General features: G+C 66.0%; 17 protein-coding genes. 6 read left to right on the forward strand and 11 right to left on the reverse strand.

Translation table 11 applies throughout. The features are described from left to right. Positions 1 to 155: 155 nt before the first annotated feature. The 8 genes from dgoD to NP3_RS39300 form a co-directional block, all read right to left on the reverse strand. Positions 156 to 1301: a galactonate dehydratase gene (gene dgoD / locus NP3_RS39265; protein WP_063046775.1), complete on the reverse strand. Its 1146-nt coding sequence runs from the start codon at positions 1299 to 1301 to the stop codon at positions 156 to 158. Beyond that, positions 1298 to 2053 (reverse strand): SDR family NAD(P)-dependent oxidoreductase, encoded by a 756-nt coding sequence (locus NP3_RS39270; protein WP_063046776.1) that lies wholly within the window; start codon positions 2051 to 2053, stop codon positions 1298 to 1300. The genes dgoD and NP3_RS39270 overlap by 4 nt, the downstream gene beginning before the upstream one ends. A 10-nt stretch (positions 2054 to 2063) precedes the next feature. Beyond that, entirely contained in the window at positions 2064 to 3008 is a 945-nt protein-coding gene (locus tag NP3_RS39275; RefSeq protein WP_063046777.1) for a sugar kinase, read from the reverse strand. Between the two features lie 282 nt (positions 3009 to 3290). Continuing rightward, positions 3291 to 3902: a bifunctional 4-hydroxy-2-oxoglutarate aldolase/2-dehydro-3-deoxy-phosphogluconate aldolase gene (locus NP3_RS39280; RefSeq protein WP_063046778.1), complete on the reverse strand. Its 612-nt coding sequence runs from the start codon at positions 3900 to 3902 to the stop codon at positions 3291 to 3293. Further along, complete coding sequence (locus tag NP3_RS39285) at positions 3899 to 4783, reverse strand: SMP-30/gluconolactonase/LRE family protein (protein WP_063046779.1); 885 nt, start codon at positions 4781 to 4783, stop codon at positions 3899 to 3901. The genes NP3_RS39280 and NP3_RS39285 overlap by 4 nt, the downstream gene beginning before the upstream one ends. Positions 4784 to 4802: 19 nt before the next feature. Next, entirely contained in the window at positions 4803 to 5843 is a 1041-nt protein-coding gene (locus NP3_RS39290) for an ABC transporter permease (RefSeq protein ID WP_063046780.1), read from the reverse strand. Next, a complete protein-coding gene (locus NP3_RS39295) occupies positions 5840 to 7360 on the reverse strand; it encodes a sugar ABC transporter ATP-binding protein (RefSeq protein WP_063046781.1) in 1521 nt (506 codons plus the stop codon). The genes NP3_RS39290 and NP3_RS39295 overlap by 4 nt, the downstream gene beginning before the upstream one ends. Then, a complete protein-coding gene (locus tag NP3_RS39300) occupies positions 7351 to 8397 on the reverse strand; it encodes a substrate-binding domain-containing protein (RefSeq protein ID WP_063046782.1) in 1047 nt (348 codons plus the stop codon). Before NP3_RS39300 ends, NP3_RS39295 begins: the two co-directional genes overlap by 10 nt. A gap of 146 nt (positions 8398 to 8543) precedes the next feature. On the opposite strand from NP3_RS39300, the gene NP3_RS39305 reads away from it, so the two are divergent. Then, positions 8544 to 9764, forward strand: coding sequence for an ROK family protein (locus tag NP3_RS39305; RefSeq protein ID WP_063046783.1), 1221 nt, complete (start codon positions 8544 to 8546; stop codon positions 9762 to 9764). A gap of 9 nt (positions 9765 to 9773) precedes the next feature. Here the strand turns inward: NP3_RS39305 and NP3_RS39310 are convergent, their stop codons facing one another. From NP3_RS39310 to NP3_RS39320, 3 genes are all read right to left on the reverse strand, one after another. Further along, positions 9774 to 10175: a DUF4913 domain-containing protein gene (locus NP3_RS39310; RefSeq protein WP_245721292.1), complete on the reverse strand. Its 402-nt coding sequence runs from the start codon at positions 10173 to 10175 to the stop codon at positions 9774 to 9776. Positions 10176 to 10378: 203 nt separating this feature from the next. Next, positions 10379 to 11077, reverse strand: coding sequence for a DUF8020 domain-containing protein (locus tag NP3_RS39315; protein WP_063046785.1), 699 nt, complete (start codon positions 11075 to 11077; stop codon positions 10379 to 10381). 95 nt (positions 11078 to 11172) lie between these two features. Then, the gene (locus tag NP3_RS39320; protein ID WP_063046786.1) at positions 11173 to 12099 is read right to left on the reverse strand and encodes a PDR/VanB family oxidoreductase; all 927 of its coding nucleotides are present in this window, start codon (positions 12097 to 12099) and stop codon (positions 11173 to 11175) included. 144 nt (positions 12100 to 12243) lie between these two features. On the opposite strand from NP3_RS39320, the gene NP3_RS39325 reads away from it, so the two are divergent. The 5 genes from NP3_RS39325 to NP3_RS39345 all read left to right on the forward strand — a co-directional run. Then, positions 12244 to 13401 (forward strand): acyl-CoA dehydrogenase family protein, encoded by a 1158-nt coding sequence (locus NP3_RS39325; protein WP_063046787.1) that lies wholly within the window; start codon positions 12244 to 12246, stop codon positions 13399 to 13401. Positions 13402 to 13412: 11 nt separating this feature from the next. Continuing rightward, entirely contained in the window at positions 13413 to 13937 is a 525-nt protein-coding gene (locus NP3_RS39330) for a YiiD C-terminal domain-containing protein (protein ID WP_063046788.1), read from the forward strand. Continuing rightward, positions 13934 to 14827 (forward strand): alpha/beta hydrolase family protein, encoded by an 894-nt coding sequence (locus NP3_RS39335; protein ID WP_063046789.1) that lies wholly within the window; start codon positions 13934 to 13936, stop codon positions 14825 to 14827. Before NP3_RS39330 ends, NP3_RS39335 begins: the two co-directional genes overlap by 4 nt. 8 nt (positions 14828 to 14835) lie before the next feature. Then, on the forward strand, positions 14836 to 15963 hold the full coding sequence (locus NP3_RS39340; RefSeq protein ID WP_063046790.1) for an ABC transporter ATP-binding protein: 1128 nt from the start codon (positions 14836 to 14838) through the stop codon (positions 15961 to 15963). 23 nt (positions 15964 to 15986) lie between these two features. Next, on the forward strand, positions 15987 to 17137 hold a 1151-nt coding region (locus NP3_RS39345; RefSeq protein WP_245721293.1), incomplete at its 3' end, for an ABC transporter substrate-binding protein.

Here is a 17137-nt window from a genome sequence, read left to right on the forward strand (position 1 = left end):
GTCGCGCCCTGTAGGAGCCAGGACGAGAAGGGTGAGCGCGTGCGCTCGTCGGTAGTGGTCACGATATTCCCTTGCGAGGTTTGTCCGGTGCCGGATTGTCGCCGACCCGGGCAAATCTACGGGAAACACCAGACGGATAACGACGCCCCAGGGGGTCACCACTCGGCGAAGGAACCGTCCTTACGGTGCCAGATCGGATTTCGCCAGCGGTGGCCCCGTTCGGCGGCGCGAGTCACCGCGGCTTCGTCGATCTGGATGCCGAGGCCGGGGGCTTGGAGCAGGTCGACATAGCCGTCGCGATAGGCGAAGACCGTCGGGTCGGCGAGGTAGTCGAGCAAGTCCGAGCCGGTGTTGTAGTGGATGCCGAGGCTTTGCTCCTGGATGAGTAGGTTGGGGGTGGCGAAGCCGACCTGGAGGCTGGCGGCGAGGGCGATGGGGCCGAGGGGGCAGTGTGGGGCGAGGGCGATATCGCGGGCCTCGGCGAGGGCGGCGATGCGGCGCACCTCGGAGATGCCACCCGAGTGCGAGAGATCAGGTTGGACGACGGCGATGCCCTGATCGAGCACCGCATTGAAATCCCAACGCGAATAGAGCCGTTCACCGGTGGCGATGGGAATGCTTGTCGCGCGGGTGATCTCGCCGATCTGGCCGCTGCACTCCGGGACGAGCGGTTCCTCGACGAAGAACGGCAGATACGGTTCGAGTAACGGCAGCACCCGCCGCGCCATCGGAATGGACAGGCGGCCATGGAAATCGACGGCGATATCGAAATCGTCGCCGGTTGCCTCGCGCACCGCCGCGACTCGATCGACAATGCCTCGGGTCGCGCGCGGGGTATCGATCGGCTCCAGTTCGGCGGAGCCGTTCATCTTGATCGCGGTGAAGCCCTGCTCTTTTCGCTCTACCGCCGCCCGCGCGACATCGTCGGGACGATCGCCACCGATCCAGCTGTATACCCGGACACGATCGCGCACCGCACCGCCAAGCAACTGCCAAACCGGAACGCCCAGCGCCTTTCCGGTGATATCCCACAGTGCCTGGTCGATGCCCGCGACCGCACTCGACAGGATCGGTCCGCCCCGATAGAAGCCGCCCTTGGTGAGCACCTGCCAGTGCGCTTCGATACTCATCGGGTCCTTGCCGACGAGATAGTCGGCCAGTTCGCCGACCGCGGCGGCGACGGTGTGGGCGCGGCCCTCGAGTACCGGTTCACCCCAGCCGGTGATGCCCTCGTCGGTCTCGATCTTCAGGAAGCACCAGCGCGGTGCGACCAGGTAGGTGGTGAGTGCGGTGATCTTCACCGGGACTCCTTTCGCACGCTCCAGCCGCCGTCGACGACCAGGTTGGCACCGGTGATGAAAGATGCGTCGTCGGAGGCGAGGAAGGCGATCGCGGCGGCGACCTCCTCGGGCGCGCCCATCCGGTCCAGGGCGGTTGCCTGGGCGGACAGCCGCCGACCTGCCTCGTCGACGTCGTCCCAGACCGGGGTGAGGATCGGGCCGGGCAGCACGGCGTTGACCCGCACGTGGGAGTGCCCGTACTCGACGGCGAGTTGCCGGACCAATGCGGTCAACCCACCCTTGGCGGCGGCATAGACCGGGTATCCGGGCAGCCCGAATTGGGCGTGCACGCTGGACACCGCGACCACATTGCCGCCGCGGCTGCGCAGATCGTCGATGAAGGTGCGCAGGCCGAGGAACAGCGGGGTCAGGTTGACCGCGAGGCCGTCATCCCATGCCTGCCTGCTCAATTCATGTGCCGGGACGGTGGCCTGCCGGGATGCGTTGCTGCACAAGAAGTCCAGCGGTCCGAACAGCTCGTTGACGCTATTGCGCAGCTCGATCCAAGAATCCTCCGAAGACACATCGCAGCGAACGAATTCGGCTCGATGACCGGCCGCACGGATCTTGGAGGCGACCTCGCGCCCACTCGCCTCGGCGATATCGGCGATGACGACCGCGGCGCCATCGGCGGCGAGCCGATGTGCGGTGGCCGCACCGATGCCGGATGCGCCCCCGGTGACGACCGCGACCCGGTCTGCCAGACGACTCATGCTGTTCCCTTCATCGGTTGATGTCGGCGCCGGTGAGCAGGCCGAGCTCGTGCCGGAACGGCAGACCAGCCCAATCACCGGGTACGGATACGGCGAATGCGCCGCAGGCTGCGGCCAATTGCAGGCTGTGCCTTGCGGACCCGTTGTCGAGCACACCGGCGAGGTAGCCCGCGACGAACGCATCGCCCGCACCGACCGGGTCGACGCTGCGGATGTCCACCGCAGGCTGCGGTATCAGCTCGCCGTTGTGCAGTGCGAGCGCGCCTTCGGACCCGAGTTTGATCACGACTTGCGAAGGACCCAGTGCGGCAAGCGATTCCGCCATCGCGGCGGGAGTCGCGGCCGGTGTCAGGATGGCAGCTTCGTCGGTACCGGCGAAGACGATATCGGCGCGCGACACCAGCTTCGAAAGTTCCACGGCCGCATCCGATTCCGACCACAATGCGCGGCGGTAATTGATGTCGAGGGAGACGATCGCCCCGGCATCGACAGCGGCGTCGAGTGCGGTGTGGACGGCATCGCGGGCAGACGGGCTCAGTGCCGGGGTGATGCCGGTGAGATGCAGCACCCGTGCGGCGGCGATCTGTGCGGTGTCGATATCGGTGGGTGACAGTCGAGTGCCCGCGAAACCCTTGCGGTAGTAGGTGACTCGGATGTGAGCGGCGGTTCGTCGCTCGCGCAGCATGAGACCGCTCGGCAGTTCTGGATCGATTCGGCACCGCGAGATGTCGACCTGTTCGGCGCGGAGTCGGTCGAGCACCATGGTGCCGACGGCGTCAGCACCGACGCTGCCCACCCACGCGCTCTCATGCCCCAGCCTGCGAACGCCGATCGCGACCGTCGCTTCCGCGCCCGCGAAATCCATCCGCATTGCGGCACCGGGAGCCAATGGACCGGGGTCAGTCGCGGCTACAACACCGAGTGCTTCGCCGAGAGTTATCAATCCGCCTGTCATTGCCACGACCTTCGCGCACTGAGGTCCTCAGCATTCGATTCCCGCAACTCAGCCCTGATAGCAAGGTATTTCACACGCATCGCCTCCCGCCCGCACATCCGGCGAGAGCTGGCGCGCTCAGGTAATCGGTTCGACTGTCACCATGGCGCGGTCGACCTCCTGGAAAGCCCGCAGCGCGGCGATCTTGCCCGGTACGTCGATCTCGATTCTGCAGAACGCCACCGATGGCAACTCCCCTCGCGCACCGATACGCGACCGGAATCGGATCGCGCGAAACGGATTTCATAGCAACGCCTTCCGCACCATCGACGCGCGCTCACGCAGCGCATCCAGATCACCGCCGACGCACGCGTCACCGACAAGCGGCGACCCCATACCGAGCGCCCTGGCCCCGGCATCCAAATACGCTCTGGCATCGGCGAGCCCGATGCCGCCCGTCGGCACCAACGGGATCTCGTTCAGCGGACCCCGAATCGCCTTCAGATAGCCGGGACCGCCGACCGAGGCCGGAAAGACCTTGACCATGGTCGCGCCCGCCTGCCACGCACTGTGGATCTCGGTGGGCGTGAACGCACCGCAGATCACCGGGACACCCAGGCGGCGGCCCTCCGCGATCACGTCGGGGCATACCGTCGGGGTGATCAGATATGCCGCGCCCGCATCCACAGCTCGCGCGGCATCGATCGCGGTGAGCACCGTGCCCGCACCGACCGGGTGGGCCGCTCCGGAGCAATCGCGCAGTGCGTCCAGCGCTCCCGGCGAGTTGAGGGTGAACTCAACCGCCGTGATGCCCGACTCGTGCAGTACGGCAGCCACTTCGGCGAACCGAGCGGCCGTCGGGGCGCGCAGGATCGCGATTACCGGCGGATCCAGGATCAGGCCGTGGTCGGTCATGGGTTGCTCACCAATCTCGCATCGGAGTAGGTATTCGCCGGAAGACCGGTCACACCCGGCCTGCAGGTGAACAGCCGCCCGGCATTCGGATCGGCGGAACCTTCGGCGGCCGTGGTAATTACGAGGACATCCAGGTCCGGACCGGCGAAGGCGCAACTGGAGACCTGCGCCGGGCCGACATCGATCACCGCGTGCGGCCGACCCGATGGATCGAATGCCCGGACCTGCCCGGCACCCCACACCGCGACCCAGACGAAACCCCGTGCGTCAACGGTCAATCCGTCGGGCAGACCGTCCGGGAATTCCGCGAAGGTACGCCCACCGCTGAGAGTGCCGGTGGCCGAGTCGTAGTCGAATGCCTCGACTCGATGTGTCGGGCTGTCCGCGTAGTACAGAGTGGCGCCGTCCGGGCTCCAGCCGAGTCCGTTGGAGATCGTCACCTGCTGCCGCACAGTGCTCAGCTCGCCATCGGGATCGAGTCGATAAAGCGCCGCGGTGCCCTGGATTTCGTCTTCCGACATGGTCCCGGCGAACAGTCTCCCCCACGGGTCCGCCTTGGCGTCGTTCATGCGCCGCCGAACCCCGTCATCGGGCAGCGACAGTGCCGCGACCTCGGTCATCGTGCCGTCGGCGATATGCAGGAAGGTGTCGACGGCAGTCGCGATCAGCCCGCCCGATGCGCACGGCACCGCCGCGCTGACCCGCTTCCCCACCGCCACGGTGGACCGCTGTACGAGGTCGCCGTCGCGCAGTGTGGCGCGATGGATACGGCCTGCCGGAATGTCCACCCACAGCACCTCATCGGTGCGGTCATCCCAGACCGGTCCCTCGCACAATCTGCCCGGCCTCGGCGAGCAGCGGTCGGCTTTCAGTTCGATCATGATTCGCTCCTGACGGATGCTAGGTCGGCAATCCGACGGCACGTTCCCCGCTGCGTCGTTGCTGAATAACAACCGCCGCCACCAGCAACGAGCCCTGAGCGACGTTCTGCCAGAACGTATTCACACCAACAACGTTCAGCCCGTTGTCCAGCGCACCGAGCAGCACGACGGCCAGCAGCGTCCCCCCGATCGTGCCCTTACCGCCCTTCAACGCACACCCGCCCAGAGCCGCCGCGGTAATCGCCTTCAGCTCGAGCCCCTCACTACCCGAGACCGGCTGCCCGGAGCCGGTTCGCGCGGTCAGGATGATTCCGGCGATCGCCGCCACCGCACCCGCGAGCACGAACACCGCGATCAGGTACTTGTTGATATTGATGCCGGAAAGCCGTGCGGCCGTGTCATTGCCGCCGATGGCATAGATATTGCGGCCGATATCGGTGTACTTCAGCAGCACATGCATACCGATCGCGACCACCGCGAGAATCACCACCGGCACCGGCAGACCCAGGATCTTGCCGCGAGCGATGAAGATGAATACGTCGTCGCCGAGCACGAAACCCTGTGCCTTACCGCCGGATATCAACTGCGCGACGCCCTTGAACGCGGCCAGGGTGGCCAGTGTCGCGATCACCGGATTGACGCGTCCGTAGACGATGATCAGCCCGTTTATCGCCCCGAGCACCAGCCCGACACCGATCGCGGCCAGAATGCCCAACCAGGCATTGCCAGAGGTCGCGGTAAATGCCATCGCGCTGATCACCGAGGCGACACCGGCTTGCGAGCCGACCGAAATATCGAGCGCACCACAGATGATCACGACCGTCTGAACCACGGCGAGCAGACCGAAAACCGTTACCGCTTCGCCGATTCCGGCGAGATTGGCCGGATCCAGATAACCGTCGTTGAGCCAGGCGAAGATCGCGACGATCACCACCAGCGCGCCGATGAGGCTGAGGTTGCCGGTGCCGATCGCCTGCACCAGACGACGGGCGGCTGCGCCGGGAGCAAGCGCCGAGGGCGCGGCGGTCTCCACCGGAATCGAAAGTTGTTGGTCTGTCATGGGTTTCCTCGCGATGTATGCGACAGGTCGGCGGCCATGGCCAGCGCGAGAACCGCCTCCTCGCTGGCCTCTTCGCGGTCCAGTTCGCCGGTGACCCGGCCGTGCTGCATGACCACGATGCGGTCGGCCAGGCCGAGCACTTCGGGTAGCTCCGAGGAGATCACCAGCACCGCGACACCGGATTCGGCCAGTTCCTCGATGACGTGGTAGATCTCGATTTTGGCGCCGACATCGACGCCACGAGTGGGCTCATCCAGGATGAGCACCTTGGGTTTGCGGGCGAGCCAGCGCGCCAGCACGACCTTCTGCTGATTGCCGCCGGAGAGCTTGCGCACCTCCTGTTCGATGGAAGGTGTTCGCACCCTGAGTGATTCGACGTATTGACGAGCGAGCCGCCGCTCCGCACCGCCCCGGACGAACCGCAGTCGCCGTAAGCGGTCGAGCATCGCGAGCGAAATATTGTCGCGCACACCGCGATGCAGCAGCAGGGCTTGCGCCTTGCGCTCCTCGGGCGCGTACCCCATCCCAGCCCGCACCGCGTCCCGCGGCTGCCGCAGACGCAGTTTCCTACCGTCCACCCGCACCTCGCCGGAGCGGATCGGCAGATCACCGGCCAGCGCACCGGCCAGTTCCGAGCGACCCGCGCCGACCAGCCCGGCCAACGCGACCACCTCACCGGCGCGCACCTGCAGACTCACGTCCGTTACGTCGTCGGTGGTCACCGCATCCGCGTCGAGCACAACCCGGCCCGGCGTATTGTGCTTGCGCGCGAACAACGTCGACAGATCCCGGCCGACCATCATCCGCACGATCTCGCGGTCGCTGGTGTCGGCGGTCGCGCGCTCACCGACGAGCGCGCCATCACGCAGCACCGCTACCCGATCGGCCAGCCGGAAGATCTCCCGCATCCGATGCGACACATAGATCACCGCGAGGCCCTGCCGACGCAATCGACCGATGAGCGCGAACAGCGATTCGGTCTCGTGGTCCGACAGCGACGAGGTCGGCTCGTCGAAGGCGATCACCTTGGCATCGGTGGTCAACGCGCGCATGATCTCCACCAACTGCCGTTGCGCCGCGGTGAGTTTCGATCCGATGGTGTCCGGGTCGAGGTCACGGTCGAAGCCGAGCCGGGTGAGGTCGGCGCGCATCCGTTCGCGCAGGGCGGCCCGATCGAGCAGTCGGCCCGAGCGCCGCGGCAGCGATCCGAGATAGACGTTCTCGGCGACGGAAACGTGCGGCACGATCTCCGGCTCCTGGCCGATCACCCGGATTCCGGCCGACCGCGCGTCGGCGGGGGTGGCCAGCTCGAGTCGCACACCATCCAACTCGAGCCGGCCACCGTCCGGGCGGTGATCGCCACCGAGGATGCGGATCAGGGTGGATTTGCCCGCCCCGTTCTCACCCATCAGGGCGGTCACCGCGCCAGCGGGAAAATCCAGGCTCACTTCGCGCAGGGCCGGCACCCCGGCGAAGCTCTTGCTCAGCCCGGATACCCGCAGTCCGGTCAGCTGCATGTGACGCCCGCCTGCTGCCAGTTGGTCGAGTCGACCATCTTGGTCGGGGCATAGGCTTCGGGCGGCATCTGCTTGCCGTTCTTCAGGTAGTCGTAGATCGTCTGAACCGACAGTGCGCCAACGTCTTTGCCGTTGATGAACAGTGCCGCCTTGAAGCCGGTCGGCTTGCCGCCACGCCATTCCTTACAGGCCAGGTAGGCGCCGAGGCCGACGCCGAGCACATTGTCGGCCGAGTATCCGGCGTTCTGGATCGCCGCGACGCCGCCGCTGACGTTCTCGTCGTTGCAGCCCATGACAATCCAGTTCTTCACCGACCGATTGCCCGACACCGTCGCCGAGATCTTGTTCTGCGCGTCCGACGGAGTGTTGTCGGTGCCGACCTCGATCACCTTGACGTCCACACCGGCGGCATCCTTGAAGGCCTTCTGGTTGGCCTTGACCCGGTCGGTGCACACGGTCACGTCCTGTTTCCAGGCGTCGATGATCGCGGTCTCCTCCGGCTTCCACCCGGCCTTCTTGAAGTCCTGACCGGCGCGGGTGCCGACCTCGGTGCCCATCTGGGTGCCGCTGAAGCCGACCCGTGGCACCAGATTGTCCTTCGCGCAGGACGTCGGATCCGGCCCGTTCGTGCATACCTGGTCATCAGAGGTCAGCAGCGCGACACCACCGGCCTTCGCGAGCTGGGCGACCTGCGGACCGACCGAAGGATCGGGTACCACCACGATCACGCCGCTGGCCTTCTGGTTCACCGCGTTCTGCACCTCGGTGACCGCCTTGTTCGCGTCATTGCCGAGGTTCACCACCTTCAGATCGATGCCCAGTTCCTTGGCCTTGGCCTTCGCGCCTTCGGCCTCGCCGATGAAGTACTCCTGATCGCCCTGCTTCTGGGCGTAGACCAGGCTGATCGCGCCGGTGGTGTGCTGCGGACCGGTCGCCTGCGAATCGTCCTTGCCCGATGAACAGGCCGACGCGGCCAGTGCGAGCGATACCCCGCAGAAAACGGCTCTGGTCCAACGGCTTCGGCGGGTCCAGGACATGGGTGCTCCTCTGATGCTGCGCCGGGCGCTCGGCGTCTTGTAGTGACCTGGGTTACAGTAGGACTTCGGCTAACCGTTGTAAATAGTGTTGTCAGAACTGCTCGGGTAGCGTCTGCGAATATCAATCGGAAGGAGATGGCCCGACCGTGTACCAGCTGACCGCGCGCGACATCCGACGCCGGAATCGGTTCTATGTACTGCAGGCGGTCTATGCCGCCGAGGGCCACACCAGCCGTCAGGAGATCGCCCGCGCCACCGGGCTCTCGTTCGCGACGGTAGGCAATATGATCGCCGAACTACTCGATGTGGGGGTGCTCGCCGAACTCGGCTACGACGCGCCCGGCATCGGGCGGCCGCGTGCACAGCTGGCGATCAACCCGGCGCGCGGCACCCTGGTCGGGGTCGATATCGCCGAAACCAGCATTCATTTCGACCTTTTCGACCTGGCGATGACGGTGCTGCGGTCGGTGGAGATTCCGGTGGATCCCGCGGCCACCCGGCCCGAGGATGTCACCGAGCTGATCGTTCGCGGCATCGGCGAACTGACCGCCGACGATGCGGAGCGGGTACTCGGCGTCGGATTGAGCGTTCCGGGACTGGTGGAACCCGAGGGCGGCGTTTCGGTGTTCTCGCCGTACTGGGACTGGCACGACGTGTCGTTGAAATCGCTGCTGCAACCGCGGGTGCCACATCCGCTGTATCTCGACAATCCGCTGAAAGCCAGTACGGCAGCGCATCTTTGGTTCGGCGCGGGGCGGGATGTGGACGATCTGATCGTGGTCACGCTGCGTGCCGGAGTCGGCATCGGCGTCGTCATCGATGGCGCGCTCTATCGCGGCGTGACCAACAGTGCGGGCGAATGGGGCCACACCAATCTCGTCGTCGACGGGCGCGAATGCCGCTGCGGGCGTCACGGCTGCGTCGAGGCCTATGTGAGCGCGCGCGGCATCGTGCAGACCCTGCGCGAAATCGCCCCGGCCAGCCCGCTACTCGCGGCCGACGATGCCGCCACCATCGCGGCCATCGGCGCCAGCGACGACCCCATCGCGAGCGAGGTCATCGAAAAGACCGGCAATTACCTCGGTGTCGCCGTCGCGAACCTGGTGAACCTCTTCAACCCCCGCACCATGGTCTTCGGCGACCTCGTCGCCAACGTCCTCGGCGACCGCCTCCTCGACGCGACCCGACGCGTAGCCGCCCACCACGCCATGTCGGACCCCTTCACCGCGGTAACCCTGCAACTGTGCGCCCTCCCCCACAACCCCGTCAGCCTCGGCGCCGCCACCTTCGCCCTCGAAGGCTTCCTCGCCGACCGCGAAACCTTCGGCTCCATAGCCGCCCGCCGCGCCATCCGCTCCACCACATAGGCGCTTGACTTATGCACTGCCCGAATCGGTTTCGAAATCTGTCACCGTCGGATCACGAAAGACATTCGGTGGCGGTGACCGCAACGGCAGCGGAGCGAGCGTGTCATGGTGGCCGCCGACCGCCCCGCAGTATTCGAACGGGCCGCGTCGGTCGAGCAATTCGAACATGTGTGGGTCGGCGTGATCGAGGAACCACACGCTCATACCCGTTCGGCCGTCGAGCCGGTAATACTCCCAAGCTCGCCACAGCGCCTCCAGCCGCGCCCCCGCCTCAGCATGCTTCCACCATTCCGGACACCACACCATGTCGCCGAGATCGCTCACGTGCCGCAGATAGACCGGACTCAGGTAATTCTCGACGAACTCGACTACGTTTCCGTAAATCGTCGACGACTGCCGCGCTTCGCTCACAGCGGACACACCTCCCGAATTCTCGATGTCGCCGCCGCGAAACATCCGGCCCCCACATACATTTGGAGTCCGAGAGTACTCGTGGCCACCGACATCTTTCGCCGGGCCGTACCGCTACCACACAGCGAAGACCCCGCCCGGGGTGAGGAACCGGGCGGGGTCGGGTGTCCCCCAACGAACGCCGTTGGGTTCTTCTTCGCTATCTACTTCGCCGGCGGGAACGGCGGCTGGTTGATAGTGGAGAAGTACTGGATGGCAGCGCCGATGGCCACCGGAGCGGTGATCAGGATCTGGCCCGCGAGGGTGCCGAGGGCACCGACCGCGACGATGCCGCCGAGGCAGCCGATGGCCGCGGCCGGAATGAAGGCGCCGAAGAGGCCGACGATGGCGGCCGAGGCGACGGTCGCACCGGCGATACCGCCCAGGACGCAACCGACCGCGCCGCCGCTGAGGCCGCCGATCAGGGTGCCGAGGGTGGCGCCCATGGTGATGGTGCTGGTCATGCGGGACCAGGCGGCCTGCTCACGGTCGTATTCGTTCTTCCACGGCGCCTTGTCCTCGAACGGCAGCGCGACCGGCTTGTAAGCCGCGTGCGCGATGTCGAACTGCGGGGTGAGGGTGGCGGAGTGGTCGGCGATATCGGCCACGATCGGGAATTCGAAGTCGTCGACGCGGAACTTCAGCGGCATGCCGGTGAGCACGGTGCCGTTGCTCGCCTTGATCTTGAAGACGTTGTCCTCGATGACCATGGAGCCGCCATCGGTCTTGACAATGGACTGGGTGTCGGTGGCGTAGGCCGTGAATCCGACCGCTTCGTCACCGTCGGTCTGGGCGCCGGCGGTACCGGCGGCGATGCCGACTGCGGCGACCAATCCGGCGGCCACCGCAACGATTTTCCTCATCCTTACTTCTTTCCTCTCGATTCTTCGGGGAGGTCGGGCGCGCGAGCGCGCCGCATGCCGGTCGCCGATAGCGCCGACAGCTCAGGGTTCGCCGGTCACAGGTCGAGGACGAGCACGTCCGATCTGGCCCGCGAAACGCACAGCATCATGGTGTTGCCGCAGGCCTGCTCTTCGGCGGTGAGCACCGAATCGCGATGGTCGATATCGCCTGCTAGCACGGCGGTTTCGCAACTGCCGCAGGTGCCTTCGCGACAGGACGTGATGATGCCGATACCGGCGGCGTCGAGCACATCGGCAATGGACTCGTCCGCGCCGATGCGGAAAGTGGTTCCGCTGCTTGCCAATTGGATCTCGAATGAGCCGCGCGGCGTGTCCACCGATCGCGGCACGAAGCGTTCCACGAAGACAGCCGAATCATGCAGTGCTCCTTCGGTTTCCACGGCTGCGAGCAGTGGTTCCGGTCCGCAGCAGTAGATCGCGGAATCACGATGTTCGGCGACGATGTCGGCGATCGGCAGCAGTCCGTGCTCGTCCTGTGGCAGCAGTCGGGCGTGCGGGTGGCGAACGATCTCCTCGGCGAAGGCCATATGCGCGAGAGTGCGTCCGCCGTAGTACAGCTCCCAGTCAGCGTCGGCGGCCTGCGCTGCGGCCACCATCGGCAGGATCGGTGTGATTCCGATACCACCCGCGATGAACACGTAACTTGCCCGCTCGACGAGCTCGAAATTATTGCGGGGAGCCGAAATACTCAGCTCCGAGTCCACCAGCGCCGTCCGGTACAGATACTCGGACCCGCCGCGCCCGTCGGGCTCGCGCAATATCGCGATCCGCCAGTGCAGCCGATCCGCCGGATCACCGCAGAGCGAGTACTGCCGCACCCCGGCGGCGCCGACCGTCACGTCGATGTGCGCGCCCGGCTCCCACGACGGCAGCTGACCGCCCGCAACCGGGGTCAGCTCGAGCGAGAACACACCCTCGGCCTCGTCACGGCGGGCCGACACCCGTACCGGAATGTCCGTCATCTGGTCCCCTCGGCTATCTCGTCTTCGCGACTACCGTCGCCGAGAGACCGCCGCTGCGCACCGGACGAATGCGCAGTCGATTCGCACAATCGACGTTGACTATCGACCCGACTCAGACGCCGCCCGCCCACCGAAACTGACGCCATGACCACTGTGGCGCATTTGGTGGACAAGACCACCCAGTTCATACGTGACCAGGTAATTCCGGTGGAACGCGAGGTCGTTGTCGACGGGCGCGTAATGGACGACGCGCTGCGGCTCGAATTACAGAAGAAGGCGAAAGAGGCGGGCGTATTCGGCCCGCTGTCCGCCCCGGAGTACGGCGGACTCGGCCTGGACACCAGGGCCCAGGCGCGGGTGCTGGAAGCGGCCGGAGCCAGTCTGCTCGGCCCGATCGCGGTGAACGCCTGGGCGCCCGACGACGGAAACATCCACCTGCTCGCCCACGTGGCCGATGCCGAGCAGCAGCAGCGCTATCTCGCGCCGCTGGCCGCCGGTGAGGTGCGTTCGGCCATCGCGATGACCGAACCGGCACCGGGCGCGGGATCCGATCCGGGCATGCTGCAGACCGTCGCCGAGGAGACCGACGACGGCTGGATCATCAACGGCGCCAAGCATTTCACCACCGGCGCGCAAGGCGCCGCGTTCACCATCTGTGTCGCGCAGACCAGTGATGGACCCACCATGTTCCTGGTGGACCAGGACAATCCAGGTCTGAAGGTCGGCCGCCGGATGCCGACGCTCGACCATTCCAGCGCACCCGGCGGACACTGCGAGATCGCCTTCGTCGACTGCGCGGTACCGGATTCCGCCGTGCTGGGCGCGGTCGGTCAGGGACTGGTGCTGGCCCAGGTCCGGCTCGCGCCCTCACGCCTGGTGTTCTGCATGAACTGGCTCGGGCTGGCTGTGCGCGCGCACCACCTCGCCATCGAACACATCAGCACCCGAAAGGCTTTCGGTGTGCCGATCGCCGATCACGGTCTGGCGCAGGGCCTCGTCGCAGACAGCGAAATCGATATCGCCGCGGCCCGTGGCGTTATCCGCACGGCGGCCGAGACCATCGACGAGCAGGGGCCGACATCCTCGCAGGCGCGCCACGATGCATCGATCGCGAAAACCTTTGTCTCCGAGGCGGTCTGGCGAGTGCTCGACCGGGCCGTGCAGCTACACGGCGGACTCGGTGTCTGCGAGGACTATCTGGTCGCCCGGTTCCTGGTGGAGGCCAGGGCCTTCCGCATCTATGAGGGGCCATCCGAGGTGCTGCGCTGGTCCATTGCCCGTCGCGCACTGCGCAATCGCTGAAGGAGACAACAATGACAACGCGTGAAATCGTCGGATTCGCCGCCGCTTATCCCGAACTCGATTGCGATGCGGTCGATTACGAATATCTGCGGGCGGTATCGCAGGATATGGTGCCGTTCGGACGACACGTCGGCACCCTGATCACCGAGATCTCGCCGGAGCGCGCGGTCGTGGAGATTCCCGCCGCCGACACCGTGCGCAACCACATGGGCACCGTGCACGCCGGTGCGCTGTTCACCGCCGCCGATATCGGCGGCGCGGCGGCCTTCGTCGGCGCGGCCGCGACTCGCCTGGACACCGTCGAGCGACTGGTGCTGCGCGCGGGCACGGCGTCCTATCGCAAACCGGCGGTCGGGCGGATCCGCGCCATCGCCACCGTCGACCAGCGTGAACTCGCCGAGGTACTGGCCGCCACCGCCTCGAACCGGTTCGAATTGTCCGGCAAGGCGGTGCTGCTCGACGACGCCGATGTTGTCGTCGCGAAATTCACCTTCGACTACGTCTGCGATATCGCGATCACGGAGGCCGACCAGTGACCAGTACGGCACCCCAGAAAAGTTCGGAATTCCAGGCCTTGGAGTCGGCCACGGTATCGACCGCCGATGGCGTCGAGTTCACCGTCCGCTTCCTGCCCGCCAAGAAGGCCGATGCGCCGGTGGTGCTGATCCTGCCCGCCATGGCGATGAAGGCGAAGAACTACCTGGCCCTCGCCAAAGAGCTGAACGCCCAGGGGCTTTCGGTCGCCACCTGCGACCTGCGCGCGCACGGTGAGGCGAAGCCGGAATTCGGGCTGCACAGTGATTTCGGCTATCGCGAGATGTTGGAAATCGATCTTCCCGCGATAGTTTCCGCGGTGCGCACACGCTTTCCGGAGGCCCCGGTCCACCTGTTCGGACACAGTCTCGGCGGACAGCTCGCACTGCTTTTCGCCGCCGCCGAACCCGATCAGGTCGCCGGAGTGACCGTCATCGGGACCGGCACCGTGTTCTGGTGGGCGTTCGGACCGCGCCGCTGGTTCGAGGCACTGAGCCAGATCCAGTGGATCGGCTTGGTATCGCGCTGGAAGGGGCACTGGCCCGGCGGCGTGCTGATCCCCGCACCGATGCCGGGACGCGTGATGCGGGACTGGTCGATGCACTCGCTGACCAGCTACTACCGCCCGAAAGGCACAGCGCGGCAGTACAACACGCTGCTGCGCGGGATGACACTGCCGGTGCTGGTCATCTCGCTGTCCGAGGATGTGCTCGGCCCGAAGTCCAATGTCGACTTCCTGGTCTCCCGGATGCCGAACGCCCGGGTCACCCAGTGGCATATCGACGAGAATGCGCCGGTCGACCACCGTGACCATTTCCAGTGGGTCAAGGATGCACCGGCGATCGCGGCCCGGGTGGCGACCTGGGTCGTCGCGGGCGAGCTGCCGGTCTAGGAGATCTGGTGGCACGACTGCGCATCGAGCAGGTATCCAAGCACTTCGGCACCACCTATGCGGTGCGGGAGGTGAACCTGGATATCGCCGACGGTGAGTTCATGGTTTTGCTCGGACCGAGCGGCTGCGGCAAATCCACCCTGCTGCGGATGATCGCGGGTCTGGAGGATCCGACCGGCGGCCGAATCCTGTTGGACGACACCGATATCACCCATCGGGCGCCGCAGCAGCGGGACCTGGCCATGGTGTTCCAGAGTTACGCGCTGTATCCGCATCTGACGGTGGCGAAGAACATCGGCTTTCCATTGCGGGCGCGGCGCACACCGCGCGCGAAAATCGCGGCCCGGGTCGCGGAGGTGGCGGCAGCGCTCGGGTTGGACGAGTTGTTGCGCCGCAAACCCGCCGCGTTGTCGGGTGGGCAGCGACAGCGAGTTGCCTTGGCCCGCGCCATGGTTCGCGATCCGGGTGCGTTCCTGATGGACGAACCGTTGTCCAATCTGGATGCGAAATTGCGCAGCGCCACTCGGGCCGAACTGATTTCGCTGCATCGCGGGTTGGGAGCGACCTTCCTCTACGTCACTCACGACCAGGTCGAGGCAATGACCATGGCGGACCGGATCGCACTGCTCAATGACGGTCAGGTCGAGCAGGTCGGCACGCCGACCGAACTCTACGACCGGCCCCGCTCGATTTTCGTCGCCGGATTCCTCGGCGCCCCGCCGATGAATCTCTTCCCCGCGGCCGTGACCCAGCGCGACGGCCGCCTGTTCCTGGTCGCCGATGGCATCGACACCGAATTAGCCATAACCGCAGCGGATTTCGATGCCGACATCGAGGTCGTCGCCGGAATCCGCCCCGAACAACTGCGCATCGACTCGGCTGACCCCGCCATCCGCGGGCACGTGAGGATGGTCGAGAACCTGGGCAGTGAGGAACTGATCCACTTCAGCACCGGCGAGCAGACGCTGTGCGCCCGCGCACCGCGCCCGGCCGGAGTACGCGCCGACGAACCGATCGGACTGCGCGTCGATCCCGCACACCTGCACCTGTTCCACCCCGAATCCGGACTGCGCATGACTTGGCAAGAGCCGCAACATGATTCGGTTACCGATAGCGCCGTAGTCGCCGTCGCCTGATTCGTAACAATCACCCTTCATCGATGAGGAGAACCACCGTGAAACGCACCTTGCCCGTACTGGGCCTGGTGTTCGCAACCACCGTCGCGCTCAGCGCCTGCGGCGGCCTCGGGAGCACCACCACCGACTCGAATGCCGACACCGCCCAGATCCCGGAACTGAAACCGGATCAGCAGGTGTCCATCGTGTTCGAGTCCTACAACTACGGACTCGCCGGCGCGTGGACCGACACCTTCAACGCGCTGATCGCCGATTTCGGCAAGAAGTACCCGAATATCAAGGTGACCGCGCAGAAGCCGCAGGGCAACAGCCCGAACCCGGCCACCGACACCATCTCCAGCATTCAGAACCAGATGGTCGCGGGCACCCCGCCGGATGTCGCGCAGCTCGGCTTCAGCGATCTGGACTACACCATCCATCAGCTCGGCGCCAAGCCGCTGGACACGCTGGTTTCCAAGCAGGAAGTGCAGCACAACTTCGACGGCGCCAAGTACCCGTACGCCCCGAAGGCGCGCACGCTCGCGGATTGGGACGGCCACACCTACGGTGTTCCGTTCGTATTCTCCACGCCCGTCCTGTATTTCAACGCCTCGCTGTTCAACGAGGCCGGACTCGATCCGGCCAAGCCGCCGGCCACCTGGCAGCAGGTCTCCGATGCGGCCGCCGCTATCACCGGCAAGACCGGTAAGGGCGGTGTGTACATCGACTGCCTGACCAAGACCGCCAAGGACTGGTGCTTCCAGTCGATGGTGCGCTCCAACGGCGGCCGGGTCATCTCCGAGGATCGCAAGACGCTGTCGTTCGCGGACGCGCCCGCGGTCGAGGTCACCCAGATGAGCAAGGCGCTGGTCGATTCGGGCAGTATGCCGAAGTTCAACCAGAAGCAGGGTTATGAGGCGTTCGCCCGCGGTGAGATCGGCATGATCCTGGAGACCAGTGCGATCCAGGGCACCTTCGTCACCGGCGCCAAGGACAAGTGGGATCTGCGCGCGGCACCCATGCCGAGCTTCGGCAGCAAGCCGACCGTGCCGACGAATTCCGGTGCGTCGCTGCACATTCTGTCCAACGACCCGGCCAAGCAGCGGGCGTCGTGGGAGCTCATCAAGTTCCTCACCAGTGAGGAGGCGTACACGAAGATCTCGCAGGGCATCGGGTATCTGCCGCTGCGTACCGG

This window comes from Nocardia pseudovaccinii NBRC 100343, assembly GCF_001613225.1.
GTDB lineage: Bacteria > Actinomycetota > Actinomycetes > Mycobacteriales > Mycobacteriaceae > Nocardia > Nocardia pseudovaccinii.